The organism is Roseobacter sp. MED193, assembly GCF_000152965.1.
GTDB lineage: Bacteria > Pseudomonadota > Alphaproteobacteria > Rhodobacterales > Rhodobacteraceae > Pseudophaeobacter.
Window position 1 is genome coordinate 2,341,458 of the sequence record NZ_CH902583.1, and the last position, 13,477, is coordinate 2,354,934.

Annotated in this window: 10 protein-coding genes; 5 read left to right on the forward strand and 5 right to left on the reverse strand. The window is 57.0% G+C overall.

What is annotated here, in order from left to right:
- The first annotated feature begins 1 nt into the window (after position 1).
- Together MED193_RS13635 and infB are read left to right on the forward strand one after the other, a co-directional pair.
- The gene (locus MED193_RS13635; RefSeq protein WP_009810321.1) at positions 2-622 is read left to right on the forward strand and encodes an RNA-binding protein; all 621 of its coding nucleotides are present in this window, start codon (positions 2-4) and stop codon (positions 620-622) included.
- 8 nt (positions 623-630) lie between these two features.
- Positions 631-3,129, forward strand: a complete 2,499-nt coding sequence (infB, locus tag MED193_RS13640; RefSeq protein ID WP_009810322.1) for a translation initiation factor IF-2 — start codon at positions 631-633, stop codon at positions 3,127-3,129.
- 771 nt (positions 3,130-3,900) lie between these two features.
- Here infB and mutT read toward each other — a convergent pair.
- From mutT to MED193_RS13655, 3 genes are read right to left on the reverse strand one after another with little or no spacing between them, the layout of a single operon-like run.
- Positions 3,901-4,299 carry an 8-oxo-dGTP diphosphatase MutT gene (mutT, locus tag MED193_RS13645; protein WP_009810323.1) on the reverse strand — a complete coding sequence of 133 codons (399 nt, stop codon included), beginning with the start codon at positions 4,297-4,299 and terminating at the stop codon, positions 3,901-3,903.
- The gene (gene argJ, locus MED193_RS13650) at positions 4,296-5,522 is read right to left on the reverse strand and encodes a bifunctional glutamate N-acetyltransferase/amino-acid acetyltransferase ArgJ (protein ID WP_009810324.1); all 1,227 of its coding nucleotides are present in this window, start codon (positions 5,520-5,522) and stop codon (positions 4,296-4,298) included. Before argJ ends, mutT begins: the two co-directional genes overlap by 4 nt.
- Positions 5,523-5,524: 2 nt before the next feature.
- On the reverse strand, positions 5,525-6,376 hold the full coding sequence (locus MED193_RS13655; RefSeq protein ID WP_009810325.1) for a peptidylprolyl isomerase: 852 nt from the start codon (positions 6,374-6,376) through the stop codon (positions 5,525-5,527).
- A 178-nt stretch (positions 6,377-6,554) separates the two neighbouring features.
- Here MED193_RS13655 and secA point away from each other — a divergent pair, with 178 nt between their 5' ends.
- The 3 genes from secA to MED193_RS13670 all read left to right on the forward strand — a co-directional run bounded on the left by secA (position 6,555) and on the right by MED193_RS13670 (position 12,046).
- The gene (secA, locus tag MED193_RS13660; RefSeq protein WP_009810326.1) at positions 6,555-9,260 is read left to right on the forward strand and encodes a preprotein translocase subunit SecA; all 2,706 of its coding nucleotides are present in this window, start codon (positions 6,555-6,557) and stop codon (positions 9,258-9,260) included.
- A 251-nt stretch (positions 9,261-9,511) separates the two neighbouring features.
- Positions 9,512-10,465, forward strand: a complete 954-nt coding sequence (locus MED193_RS13665) for a hypothetical protein (protein WP_009810327.1) — start codon at positions 9,512-9,514, stop codon at positions 10,463-10,465.
- Positions 10,466-10,489: 24 nt separating this feature from the next.
- Positions 10,490-12,046, forward strand: a complete 1,557-nt coding sequence (locus tag MED193_RS13670; RefSeq protein WP_009810328.1) for a phosphate ABC transporter substrate-binding/OmpA family protein — start codon at positions 10,490-10,492, stop codon at positions 12,044-12,046.
- A gap of 150 nt (positions 12,047-12,196) precedes the next feature.
- Here MED193_RS13670 and radC read toward each other — a convergent pair whose 3' ends face one another.
- Together radC and MED193_RS13680 are read right to left on the reverse strand one after the other, a co-directional pair.
- Entirely contained in the window at positions 12,197-12,973 is a 777-nt protein-coding gene (radC, locus tag MED193_RS13675) for a DNA repair protein RadC (protein WP_009810329.1), read from the reverse strand.
- Between the two features lie 150 nt (positions 12,974-13,123).
- Complete coding sequence (locus MED193_RS13680; protein WP_039966194.1) at positions 13,124-13,396, reverse strand: hypothetical protein; 273 nt, start codon at positions 13,394-13,396, stop codon at positions 13,124-13,126.
- Positions 13,397-13,477 lie beyond the last annotated feature (81 nt).

Below are 13,477 nucleotides of genomic sequence, written 5' to 3' on the forward strand. Positions count from 1 at the left end.
CATGGGTCGCGGTGGCGCCAGCAAAAATCACGACGATGGGCCGGAACGCAAATGTATTGCGACTGGTGAGATCCAGCCAAAGCAGGGTCTGATTCGATTTGTGATGGGGCCTGAGGCTCAGGTGGTACCCGATATCTTTGGCAAATTGCCAGGGCGCGGGGTTTATGTGACCGCCAGCCGTGAAGCACTGGATCTGGCGGTAAAGAAGAAACTCTTTGCCCGCGGGTTCAAGGCGCCGGTGACCCTGCCTGAGGATCTGTCGGATGAGGTGGAGCGTCAGACGCTGCGCCGTTTGGTGGATCTGCTAAGTCTGGCCCGCAAATCGGGTCAGGCTGTTGGTGGGTATGAGAAAGTCAAGGATTGGCTAGGTAAAGAACATGCTACAGTTCTGATTCAAGCAAGTGATGGATCAGGGCGCGGCAAATCGAAATTGAGTACCCCGCATCGGGGAAGTTTTATCGGATGTCTCACTGCGGATGAGCTGGGGATGGCATTTGGGCGTCAAACTATGATACATGCGGCGCTCGCCTCTGGTGGACTCAGCAAACGTGTTGTAGACGAGGCGCAACGGTTGCAGGGTTTGCGTGAAATGGTGGGCGGCAGCGGCCGCACAGAAGGATAAAGAGCTTTATGAGCGATAGTGACGGCAAAAAGACCTTGGGTCTGCGTGGCGGCGGTTCCCGGCCTGGGAACGTAAAACAGAGCTTTAGCCACGGGCGGACCAAGAATGTCGTGGTGGAAACCAAGCGCAAACGCGTTGTGGTGCCCAAGCCGGGTGGCAACAAGGGCGGCAATGCCGCGCCTGCAACTGACGGTTCGCGCCGCCCCGCAGGGATTACCGATGCAGAGATGAGCCGCCGCCTGAAGGCGTTGCAGGCTGCTAAGGCTCGTGAGGCCGAAGACGCGGCAAAGCGTGCTGCTGAAGAGAAAGCCCGCGAAGAAGAGCGTGCCCGTCGTCGTGCCGAGGCTGAGGCCAAGGAACGCGAGCAGCGCGAAGCGGAAGAAAAAGCCCGTCAAAAGGCCGAAGAGGAAGAGCGCAAGAAGCGTGAAGCTGCAGAGGCCGCCAAACGTGCTGCTGAGCCTGCCGCCAAAAAAGCTGCGCCTGCCGAGACCGTCGCGCCACGCAACAACCCAGCCTCTAAACCGGCACCAGCGCAAACACCTCGCAAATCCGATCGTGAGCGCGAAGAACGTGGCCGCAGTGCTAAAGCCCGCACCGGCGACGACAACCGTCGTTCCGGCAAGCTGACACTGGGTCAGGCCACAGGTGGTGCGGGTAACCGTCACCGCTCCATGGCCTCGATGAAGCGTAAGCAAGAGCGTGCCCGCCAAAAAGCAATGGGTGGCACGGTTGAGCGCGAAAAGGTTCTGCGCGAAGTACAGCTGCCAGAGGCGATCCTTGTCTCGGAGCTGGCTAACCGGATGTCCGAACGTGTTGGCGCAGTTGTGAAGTCGCTGATGCAAATGGGTATGATGGTCACTCAGAACCAGACCATCGACGCCGATACTGCGGAACTGATCATCGAAGAATTTGGCCACAAGGTTGTCCGTGTTTCCGATGCTGACGTCGAAGACGTGATCAACGAAGTCGAAGACAAAGACGAAGATCTGAAACCCCGTCCTCCTGTGATCACCATCATGGGGCACGTTGACCACGGTAAAACCTCGATTCTCGATGCGATCCGCAACGCCCGTGTTGTGGCCGGCGAGGCCGGTGGTATTACCCAGCACATTGGTGCCTATCAGGTCACCACCGAAAGCGGCACTGTGCTGAGCTTCCTCGACACCCCTGGCCACGCGGCCTTTACCTCCATGCGCTCTCGTGGTGCCCAGGTAACGGATATCGTGGTACTGGTTGTGGCGGCGGACGATGCTGTGATGCCACAGACAATCGAAGCGATTGCGCATGCCAAGGCTGCCGAAGTTCCGATGATTGTTGCGATCAACAAATGCGACAAACCTGCTGCGGATCCCATGAAGGTGCGCACCGATCTGTTGCAACACGAAGTTATCGTGGAAGCCATGTCTGGTGAAGTTCAGGACGTCGAGGTTTCTGCCCACACCGGTCAGGGTCTGGATCAACTTCTGGAAGCCATCGCGCTGCAGTCTGAAATTCTGGAACTGAAAGCCAACCCTGATCGTGCTGCTCAGGGTGCCGTGATTGAGGCGCAGCTGGACGTGGGCCGCGGCCCCGTTGCCACTGTTCTGGTTCAGAACGGGACACTGCGTCAGGGTGATATCTTTGTTGTGGGTGAGCAGTACGGTAAGGTCCGTGCGCTGATCAACGACAAAGGCGAACGTGTTCAGGAAGCTGGTCCTTCGGTTCCTGTGGAGGTTCTGGGTCTCAACGGCACTCCCGAAGCGGGTGACGTGTTGAACGTGACCGAGACAGAAGCACAGGCGCGAGAAATCGCCGAATACCGTGCCCAGGCTGCCAAGGACAAACGTGCTGCCGCTGGTGCTGCGACAACTCTGGAACAGCTGATGCAGAAGGCCAAAGACGACGAAACCGTCTCTGAGCTGCCTATTCTGGTTAAGGCTGATGTGCAGGGGTCTGCTGAGGCGATCGTTCAAGCGATGGAAAAAATCGGCAACGAAGAAGTCCGCGTGCGGGTTCTGCATTCTGGTGTTGGTGCCATCACTGAAACGGACATCGCGCTGGCAGAAGCCTCCGGCGCACCTGTCATGGGCTTTAACGTGCGTGCCAATACCTCGGCACGTAACACAGCCAACCAAAAGGGCGTCGAGATCCGCTATTATTCGGTGATCTACGATCTGGTCGACGATGTGAAGAAGGCCGCTTCTGGTCTGCTCAGCGCTGAAATCAAAGAGACCTTTATTGGCTACGCCCAGATCAAGGATGTCTTCAAGGTTTCCAATGTTGGCAAGGTTGCTGGCTGTCTGGTTACCGAAGGGGTGGCCCGCCGCTCCGCTGGTGTGCGCTTGCTGCGTGACAACGTGGTGATCCACGAAGGTACGCTGAAGACCCTGAAGCGTTTCAAGGACGAGGTTGCCGAAGTTCAATCTGGTCAGGAATGCGGTATGGCCTTTGAGAACTACGAAGACATCCGCGCCGACGATGTTATCGAGATCTTCGAGCGTCAGGAAGTTGAGCGTAGCCTCGACTAACCGGTAAGATCCTGAACCCATAAAAAAGCCCCGGTCGTTGTGCCGGGGCTTTTTGTTTTGCGCCCCCCAATAGAGGGCGCGACGGGGATTCGTGTAGCGTTCATCCCGACACCGGATAGCACAGGGGGGGACAGCTCTCTCAGGCCGGGGTGGATGCTACACTTACATCTTGCCGCGAACGACAGCGTGGGGAAAGCCACGCTTTGGGATACCGGTGCTGTCCTCGGTATTGTCTCGTCTCGATGGTATCGGCACCGCTAACCAAAAGAGTCACGCAGGTGGGGCAGCCATTGGCTGCCCCGGTTCTGCGAGTGAGTGGTGGTCTTTCGAGTGCAGTGCGACAAGCGGTGATCATTTGAGATCTTATGTTCGCAGCGCAGTGACTGACTCGATAGGTATTGCCTGTATAAAACTGCCGAGGATCTCCTGTCGGCATCCGGGGGAGAACAGGAGCCGTTTAAAAGATCCATCCAGTATTAGTGTGTGATGGTTGGCCAAATAGTGCCTGCGCCCAATTTCTGCCAAAATGGTTAACAAAAGGTTTCCAGTGATTCGCCAAAGAATCATTTTTAGAAAAATCTCGACTTTTTGCGCTCATTTTTTGGATGCCTTGGCGTTAGTCGCGCGTCCCAAATTTTCCCGGTGAAAAGCGGGCAAATTGTAACAGTATTTAGGCTGAGATGTTTCCGTTTGTCAGATTTCTGGTAACCAAAAAAGGACCTCAAGCTGCAAGCCGGAGATCCTTTTAGTGTTCCGCATTTTCAGTTGGGCCTACAGCCAGTCACGCAGTATTGGGATCAGCGGAATATCGGCCGCAGGCATTGGGTAATCGCGCAGGTCTTGCGGGCGCACCCATTTTAGGGTCTGCCCCTCCCGGGCTTGGGGTATGCCCTCCCATTTTCGGCAGGCGAACAGGGGCATCAGCAGATGAAAGGCTTCATAGCTGTGGCTGGCAAAGGTAAGCGGCGCCAGACACGAAGACCAAGTGTCGATGCCCAGTTCTTCCTGCAACTCGCGGATCAGTGCCGCCTCCGGGGTTTCACCTGGTTCGATTTTGCCGCCGGGAAACTCCCAGAGTCCGGCCATGGATTTACCCTCGGGGCGTTGCGCCAGCAGCACACGCCCTTCAACATCAATCAGCGCAACGGCTGAGACCAATACGGTTTTCATGAGCGGTAATCTGCATTGATTGTGATGTATTGGTGGGTGAGGTCGCAGGTCCAGACTGTGCAGCTGCCGCTGCCCAGCCCCAGATCCACTTTGAGTGTGATCTCGTCCTGAGTCATCTGGGCTGCGCCGTCCTCTTCGCGGTACTTTGGCGAGACCCAGCCCATTTCAGCGACCAAAACATCGCCAAAGGAAATCGACAACAGATCACGGTCAGCTTCGGCTCCGGATTTTCCGATCGCCATCACGACACGGCCCCAATTGGGATCTTCGCCGGCGATCGCTGTTTTAACCAACGGGGAGTTGGCGATGGCGAGCCCGTGGACCTTGGCCTCCGCGTCATCCACTGCGCCGGTGATCTGGATCTCGACAAACTTAGTCGCGCCTTCACCGTCGCGCACAACCTGGTGCGCCAGGTCCAGCATCACGGCTTCCAAAGCGTGAGAGAATTCGGCACTGTCGGAGACATTCACGCCCGAAGCACCTGTGGCACAAAGCATCAGACTGTCTGAGGTGGAGGTGTCGCTGTCTACGGTGATACAGTTGAAGCTGCGATTGCAAAGACGGCTCAGTTCTCCCTGCAAGGCTTCTTGCGGCAGCTTTGCATCGGTAAAGATATAGACCAGCATGGTGGCCATATCCGGGGCGATCATGCCTGAGCCCTTGGCGATACCTGCAATGGATACGGTCGCCCCCCCGATTGTCACCTCGGCAGAGGCACCTTTGGCAAAGGTGTCTGTGGTCATGATGGCCTCTGCGGCGGCCTCTAGCGCGCCCGCCTCTAGGCCTGCGTTCAGATCTTTGATCTGCGCGATGATGCGCTCATGGGGGAGGGGCTCGCCAATAACGCCGGTAGAGGCTGTAAAGATACGCGCTTGGGGCAGTCCGGTGATGTCAGCGACGGCGGCGCAAATCTCCGCAACCGAGGTTTGACCGTAATGGCCTGTAAAGGCGTTGGAATTGCCTGAGTTCACCAGAATGGCGGCGCCAGCCGCGCTGTCACCGCCCAGTTTCTCCTGGCAATCGCGTACCGGCGCGGAACGGGTTTTGGAGCGGGTGAATGTGCCGGCAACGGTGGTCCCGGGATCCATAACAGCGAGCATCACATCGTTGCGGCCCTGGTATTTAACCCCGGCGGCACCGGCACACAGGCGCAGACCCCTGATCACCGGCAGTTGCGGAAAAGCGGAGGGTGCCAACGGCGACCGGGGAAGGCTATCGCCCATCTTTAGTTCCTTACCAAGCTTAGATCGCGCAGAATCGCGGGATCGAGATCGTCAATTTCAGGACGTTCGATGATAGCGGCGGCGGTCAGATCGCTGACGCGGGCTTCAACAGCTGCATTTTGAAGTTCCTGGCTGAGGGTCTCGCGGACTTCTTCAAAGGCCGGGGCGGCGGTTTTACGACGTTCTTTTAGCAAGATGAGATGCCAGCCAAATTGGGTTTCAACCGGAGCAGAGATTTCTCCAGCCCGCAGGTCCAGAACGGCGGCTTCGAATTCGGGCACCATCCGGCCCCTGGTAAACCAGCCCAGATCGCCGCCATTGGGGCCAGAGGGGCCCGTGGAACGCTCTTTGGCCATGATGGAGAAATCAGCGCCGGTATCTAGTTCGGATTTGATTTCCAGCGCATCTTCCTGGGTTTCAACCAGGATATGCGCCGCGTTGAACTCATCACCACCGTCGCCGTCCGAGTATTTATCCTCATATGCCTGGCGCACGGCCTCTTCGTCGCTGGCGGACTTCATCACCGTTTCGATGACATTGGCGGCCAGCAGAGCACGCATTTCGTTCTCAACCGCCAGCTTCACGTAATGGGGTACGCCACCGTGAAGCTCTTGTTTCAGCGCAGTCTGCTGCACCAATTGATCAAGAATTGCATTGTAGAGCACATCATCAGGCAACTGCTTATACTGGTCGGGCAGGCTGTCGCGGGCCATGATCATGTGACCCAGCGTGATCTCTTCTCCGTTGACGGTGGCGATCACGGTATTGGCATGTGGCGCGGCCAAGGCAGGCAGGGGGAGCGCCATAAAAACGGCCAGCGCTGTACCTTGCAAAAAAGTGAGACCTTTACGCATTGTATTCTTCCTATTCCCGGGCCGCAAAGGGGCGCGGCGTTGACACTTATTTTCCTGCCCCTTACATCCCAAATAGGTCCAGAGCAGGACCGTCGTTTCCACCATTGTTTATGGGTTGCGAACACGACGGGCAAGCCTGCCTATCACAAGGACCACGAAGAGGATCGTTGGAGAACACATGCTGGGTATCGGAACACTCGCCAAAAAGGTTTTCGGGACACCGAACGACCGCAAAATCAAGGCGACACGGCCATTGGTTGCACAGATCAATGCGCTGGAAGAAACGTTCGAGAAACTCAGCGACGAGGGTCTCAAAGAGAAAACAACTGAGCTGCGCAAGCGGGCGCTGGAGGGGGAAAACCTCGATGCCCTGCTGCCGGAGGCCTTTGCCAATGTGCGCGAAGGCGCACGCCGCGCCCTGGGGCTGCGGGCCTTTGACACCCAGTTGATGGGCGGGATCTTCCTGCACCAGGGTAACATCTCCGAGATGAAGACGGGCGAGGGGAAAACCCTTGTGGCGACTTTTCCTGCCTATCTGAATGCGCTGACTGGACGCGGCGTACATGTTGTGACGGTGAACGAATACCTGGCCAAACGTGACTCCGAATGGATGAGCAAGGTTTTTGATGCGCTTGGCATGACAACAGGTGTGATCTGGTCGGGGCAACCTGATGATGAAAAGATGGCGGCCTATGGCTGCGATGTCACCTACGCCACCAATAACGAACTTGGCTTTGACTATCTGCGCGACAACATGAAGCCCAGCCTGGATCAAGTTTTCCAAAAGCAACACAACTTTGCCATCGTGGATGAGGTCGACTCGATCTTGATCGACGAAGCGCGGACACCGCTGATCATCTCTGGCCCAGCCGAGGATCGTTCGGAACTCTATATCACCATCGACAAGATAATTCCTCTTTTGTCTGAAGAGCACTACGAAATTGACGAAAAAACCCGTGGTGTGACCTTCACCGAGGAAGGCAACGACTTCCTGGAACAGACCCTGCGCGAGCACGGTCTGCTGGAGGCAGAGGCCTCCTTATATGATCCCGAAAGCACCACAGTGGTGCACCACGTGAACTCAGCTCTGCGGGCGCATAAGCTCTTTTTGCGCGACAAGGACTATATCGTGCGCGATGGTGAGGTGGTGCTTATTGATGAATTCACCGGCCGGATGATGGCAGGCCGCCGCCTGTCGGAGGGCTTGCATCAGGCGATTGAGGCCAAGGAAGCGGTCACTATCCAGCCAGAAAACACCACCCTGGCCTCTGTGACCTTCCAGAACTATTTCCGTCTCTATGACAAGCTTTCGGGTATGACCGGGACCGCCCTAACCGAGGCTGAGGAATTTGCTGAGATCTACGGTCTCGGCGTGGTCGAAGTCCCCACAAACAAACCCATCGCGCGGGAAGATCAGGATGACCGGGTTTACCGCACGGCGGCTGAAAAATTCCAGGCGATGGTAGAAGAGGCCAAGATCGCCCATGCCAAGGGGCAGCCGGTTCTACTGGGAACCACTTCGATCGAGAAATCTGAACTGCTGAGCATGATGCTGCAGAAGGAAGGGATCAAGCACAACGTGCTGAACGCCCGTCACCACGAACAGGAAGCCCAGATCGTTGCGGATGCCGGGCGGCTTGGCGCTGTCACCATCGCCACCAATATGGCGGGTCGGGGGACCGACATTCAGCTGGGCGGCAATGTTGATATGATCGTGATGGCCGCGCTTGAGGCGAACCCCGACGCTGATCCGGTGGCCTTACGGGCCGAAGAAGAGGCAAAACACGCAGAAGAGAAGAAAAAGGTTCTCGAGGCCGGTGGTCTATGCGTGATGGCTTCTGAACGCCATGAGAGCCGCCGTATTGATAACCAGCTACGTGGCCGGTCTGGTCGTCAGGGGGATCCCGGGCGGACCTGCTTCTATCTCAGCCTCGAAGATGATCTGATGCGGATCTTTGGCTCCGAGCGTCTGGACAAGGTTCTGTCGAGCCTTGGCATGAAGGAAGGCGAAGCGATCATTCACCCTTGGGTGAATAAATCGCTGGAGCGCGCCCAGGCAAAGGTTGAAGGTCGCAACTTTGACATGCGCAAGAACGTGCTCAAATTTGATGATGTGATGAACGACCAGCGTAAGGTGATCTTTGGCCAGCGCCGTGAAATTATGGCGGCTGAGGATCTGTCTGAAATCGTAGGAGACATGCGCGACGAGGTCATCGACGAGCTGATTGACCAGTATATGCCGCCCAAAACCTATGCGGATCAGTGGGACATCGAAGGCTTGCACGCTGCCGTTCTGGAAAAACTGAGCATGGATGCACCGGTCGCCGAATGGGCCGCGGAAGAGGGCGTCGATGATGAGCAGATGTCTGAACGTCTGGGCGAGGCTGCCAATCAGATGATGGCAGAAAAGACCGGGGCCTTTGGTCCTGAAAGCATGCGCAACATCGAAAAGCAGGTGCTTTTGCAGACCATCGACGCCAAATGGCGCGAGCATCTGTTGACGCTGGAACATCTGCGTTCCGTTGTGAGTTTCCGTGGCTACGCCCAACGGGATCCGCTGAACGAGTACAAGAATGAGAGTTTCCAGCTGTTTGAATCCATGCTCGATTCGCTGCGGGAAGATGTGACCCAGCAACTGAGCCGTGTCCGTCCGATGACAGATGAAGAGCAGCAGAAGATGCTTGCGGAAATGGCCGCACGTCAGGCAGCTATGCAGCAGATGGCACTGGGAGGGACTCCTGCAGAACCTCAAGCCAATCCAGAGGAGGCGGCTCCTGGATTCGTTGAGGATGATCCTTCGACCTGGGGAAACCCATCCCGCAATGACAAGTGCCCCTGCGGTTCTGGCAAAAAGTTCAAACACTGTCACGGACGATTGGCCTGATCAGGGGCCCACGGCGGTTCAGAACATAAACAATGCATAAATAGCCCCGGCCTTTGGTCGGGGTTAATTCTTTTTGGCTACCCATTGGCGTGAGTTCACCTCCGGGGCAAAGCAGGAACCTGCGATGCATTCGGTCAAATTGAGAATAAATGCCTGAATCTTATCAAGGGGTGGTCATAAACCGGCCTCCTTTTGGGCGTCAGTTGTAATAGCCCGAAATAGGTTTTGAAACGGGTGCTTGGAGGGTAGATATGCTGGATAAACGTATCGTTCTGATTAGCGCAGCCACTGCGGCCTGCGCCTTGGGAATTGGTTTCTTTATGCAGCCCTCAGCCACTGGGTCTGCAGCAGTGAATGAAGATCAGCTGTCTGAACAGACCGGGGTTGCATTGCCACAGGAACCTGCTTTGGCCAGCCCGGTTGCCATTGAAAAAATCACACTGACATCGGCTAAACCTGCCCTCGTCGAGGCGCAGGAAGCGGCCTCCGTCGAGCCCACCTTGGTCCCTGAACCCTGTGCGATGCAGGTGCGAGGAACGGCTCTGCCGGGGGCTTTGGTACAGCTTCAGGTCACCGCGCCCTGTCGGGGCAAGGAACGGGTTACTCTGCACCACCAGGGTATGATGGTGACAGAGACGCTGGACGCAAAGGGGCAGCTGGACCTGATTATCCCCGCGCTGTCGGAAACGGCTACCTTTATTGTCGAGCCTGTCAGCCTTTCGCCCCTGACAGAGACGATGATTGGTGCCGTAGCCCAGGTCAAGGTGCCAGATATGGCACAAGTGGACCGGGTGGTTCTGCAATGGGGCGGGAATAGTGGCTTTGAAATACATGCCCGTGAGTTTGGGGCTCAATATGGCGAACAGGGTCACGTCTGGCATGGGGCAGACCCTGCACAGAAGAGCGTTGGACACCTGGTGCGGCTCGGTGATCCCCAACAGCTGGCGCCACGCTTGGCGGAGATCTACAGCTTTCAACGGGATGTCAGTAGCGCTCCGGTCGAGGCCGGCCTCATCGAAATCAGTGTTGAGGCAGAGATTACGCAGATCAATTGTGGCCGTGAAATAGCTGCTCAGAGCCTGCGCGTTGTGCAGGGGCGGGTGCAAACACGGGATTTGGTTCTCAACATGCCTGATTGCAGCGCCTCAGGTGATTTTCTGGTGTTGAATAATCTGGTAGAAAACCTGAAAATCGCAGCCAAGTGATCTGCGGTTAACTCAGGAATTCAAATGGTCAATTTTCGTGCGGCGATCTGCGCCGCACTTTTCCTTTTTGTCCCCGCGACTATTGGGCGAGCTCAGGATGTCACCCTGTCCTCACCGGATGGTGCGGTTGAGATTTCTGGCAATCTCTTGGGGTTTGACGGAGAATTCTATCGGGTTGATACCAAGTTCGGCGAATTGACTCTTGATGGGTCAGGGGTCAGCTGCGAAGGACCGGGTTGTCCTAGCCTGTCAGATTTTGTTGCCGAGGTGACCCTCTCGGGTTCGGCAAATATGGCGGAAGTGCTGCTGCCGGCACTGATCGAGGGTTTTGCCCTGCGCAATGGGTATAAAACCCGACGTGATCCCCTGCCGAAGGGCAACTTTGAGTATATCTTGTTGCAGGGTGAGGGGCGACCAGTCGCACGGTTTTCCTTTCTGGTCAGTTCAACCGATGTGGGCTTTGCTGATCTGATCGCACAGCAGGCTGATATTGTCATGGCACGGCGCGAAATCCGTGCCACGGAACAGACTTTGGCCAGGGCTGCTGGCTTGGGTGATATGACAGCGGCGACGCGCAGCCGGATTGTAGCGCTGGACGCCATGGTGCCTGTGGTCTCACCTGAAAACCCGGTTACGCGGATCTCGATCCCGGATCTGGCAGGGGTCTTTTCTGGCGCAATCACCAACTGGCAAGCGCTTGGCGGGCCTGATGCACCAATCACTGTGCATATGCCTTTGGAGACCTCCGGTTTGACCCAGGGTTTTGCAGATCGCGTTCTGGCGGCATCCGGAAAGCAGTTGACCCAGGATTTACGCTATCATGAACGTGGCACGACTTTGGTGCGGCGGGTGGCAACAGATCCTTTTGCGATTGGCATCAGCAGTTTCTCCAACACCGGCACGGCCCGGATGCTGACGCTGACGGGGAGCTGTGGGTTTTCGCTGCGGGCCAATCGACGGGGCATCAAGACCGAGGATTACCCGCTGACAGCGCCAATGTTTCTTTATCTGCCGCAGCGCCGCCTGGCCAAGGTGGCGCGAGATTTTCTCGCCTATGCGCGAGGCCCTGGTGCGCAGATCGTGATCCGTCGCGCCGGGTTCGTTGACCAGGCGCCAGAGCGAATCTCGATGAACGCCCAGGGTGATCGGCTGAGCAATGCGATTTTGGCAGCGGGGCCAGAGGTGAAACTGGAAGAATTGCAACGTCTGGTCAAAAGGTTAACCGGGTTTCGCCGCTTGACTACTTCTTTTCGGTTTGAGGCAGGCTCTGCCCGTCCGGATGCGCAGTCGCGTAGCAATATCGAGCAATTGGCGCGGGCGCTTGAAACCGGACTGTATGATGGCAAGGTGCTCAATTTTGTTGGGTTCTCCGATGGGGATGGTGCTGCATCGGGGAACCGGGCAATTGCATTGAAGCGCGCGCAGGGCGTCCGCGATGCGGTGCTCGCTACCGCCGAGGCGGGCAGTGTTGCGCGGGTTGACGTCCAGGTGGATGCCTTTGGCGAGGCGCTGCCCATGGCCTGCGATGACAGTGATTGGGGCCGTCAGGTCAACCGCCGGGTTGAGGTTTGGGTGCAATAGCCTATGGCCCCCTTGGTCTGTCGCCCGGCCACTGAGCTACGCCGTTAAGGGGGAGCTCCCGCAGCTTTTGGCCTCATCACAGATGAGACAAAGCGCTTTGGGCCTGGCGCCGCTGACGCGGCGCAGTTGCGCCCTTGGCTGCTGTGGCAGCTACAACAGGCCTTCGGAGCGGAAGCTGAGCTCAGCATCGCTGCCAATGATCAGGTGGTCATGCAGGGTAACTCCCAGCGGCGTAAGCGCCTGATTGATTCGCCCAGTCATGTCGATGTCACTGGCTGAGGGCGTCGGATCGCCTGAAGGATGGTTGTGCACCAGGATGAGAGCGCTGGCATTGAGATCCAGCGCCCGTTTCGCCACCTCGCGGGGGTAGACCGGCACGTGATCAACAGTACCACGGGCCTGTTCCTCATCAGCGATGAGGCAGTTCTTGCGGTCGAGAAACAACACCCGGAAATGTTCCAGGCTGCGATGGGCCATCACCGTGTGGCAGTAATCCAGCAGCGCGTCCCAGCTGGAGATCACCTGCCGCTGCATCACCTTTGCCCGCGCCATACGCTGTGCTGCGGCCTCGAGTACCTTGAGATCGGTAATCAGCGCCTCACCGACGCCTTTGATTTGGGCCAGTCGTTCGGGGCGTGCACTTACGACGCGGGCGAAATCGCCAAACTGTTGCAGCAGCTGATGGGCCAGGGGTTTGACATCCTGCCGCGGTAATGAGCGGAACAGCACCAGCTCCAGCAGTTCGTAATCCGGCATCGCGGCTGCCCCGCCCTCACGAAAGCGTTGGCGCAGGCGCAGGCGGTGGTCCTTGATGTATGAAGGCAAGCGCGCAGGTCGCAGTGCGGCAGAAGGCGGTGCCTCCTGCGCTAGAACTTCGTCTGAAAATAGCGGCAGAGTACCGGTGGCGCCTGCCTTGTTGCGTGCCATTTGATGCCTCTTCCCAAAAGGTACGAGTGGTTGAAGGCTAGACAGGAATTGGCGGCGGGCAAAAGAAAAGCGCCCAAATTGGAACTTTTTTGTGCTGAGGTAGCGGACCAAAGGCGAACTCAAGCGCCGGATCACAAAAGACTGTGCGTGTTAACGACTGTTTTGTCGAACCGAATTGTAGAAGCCATTCCAGCCTTTAGGTTCTGGGAAATCTCTTTCAAACCTGTGCTGTTCATCCTGAGACAGGCGAGAGAACCATGTTCGGAAACTCACCATAAAGTCCTCACCACTTCCCATGCGCCAACCCATAGACGCCCGCTCGTAGCCTGGATTGATCACCCATGGTGGCTTTGCTCCGCCATCCCCAAAAACCTGATCAATAGCCGGATCCCTTTTTGAGGAGACCCTGTTCAAGATTTCCATCAAGGTTTCATTGCCATCTTCTGGCCGCCACAGATTTTCGACATTAGGAGGTGTCCCACACAAGAAGACGCCCCAAATTAG

Coding starts and splice junctions, on each gene's coding strand:
- infB (WP_009810322.1), top strand. CDS start 631: ATGAGCGATAGTGACGGCAAAAAGACCTTGGGTCTGCGTGGCGGCGGT.
- mutT (WP_009810323.1), bottom strand. CDS start 4,299: ATGAAAACCGTATTGGTCTCAGCCGTTGCGCTGATTGATGTTGAAGGG.
- MED193_RS13670 (WP_009810328.1), top strand. CDS start 10,490: ATGGTCAATTTTCGTGCGGCGATCTGCGCCGCACTTTTCCTTTTTGTC.
- MED193_RS13680 (WP_039966194.1), bottom strand. CDS start 13,396: ATGGAAATCTTGAACAGGGTCTCCTCAAAAAGGGATCCGGCTATTGAT.
- radC (WP_009810329.1), bottom strand. CDS start 12,973: ATGGCACGCAACAAGGCAGGCGCCACCGGTACTCTGCCGCTATTTTCA.
- MED193_RS13655 (WP_009810325.1), bottom strand. CDS start 6,376: ATGCGTAAAGGTCTCACTTTTTTGCAAGGTACAGCGCTGGCCGTTTTT.
- MED193_RS13665 (WP_009810327.1), top strand. CDS start 9,512: ATGCTGGATAAACGTATCGTTCTGATTAGCGCAGCCACTGCGGCCTGC.
- secA (WP_009810326.1), top strand. CDS start 6,555: ATGCTGGGTATCGGAACACTCGCCAAAAAGGTTTTCGGGACACCGAAC.
- MED193_RS13635 (WP_009810321.1), top strand. CDS start 2: ATGGGTCGCGGTGGCGCCAGCAAAAATCACGACGATGGGCCGGAACGC.
- argJ (WP_009810324.1), bottom strand. CDS start 5,522: ATGGGCGATAGCCTTCCCCGGTCGCCGTTGGCACCCTCCGCTTTTCCG.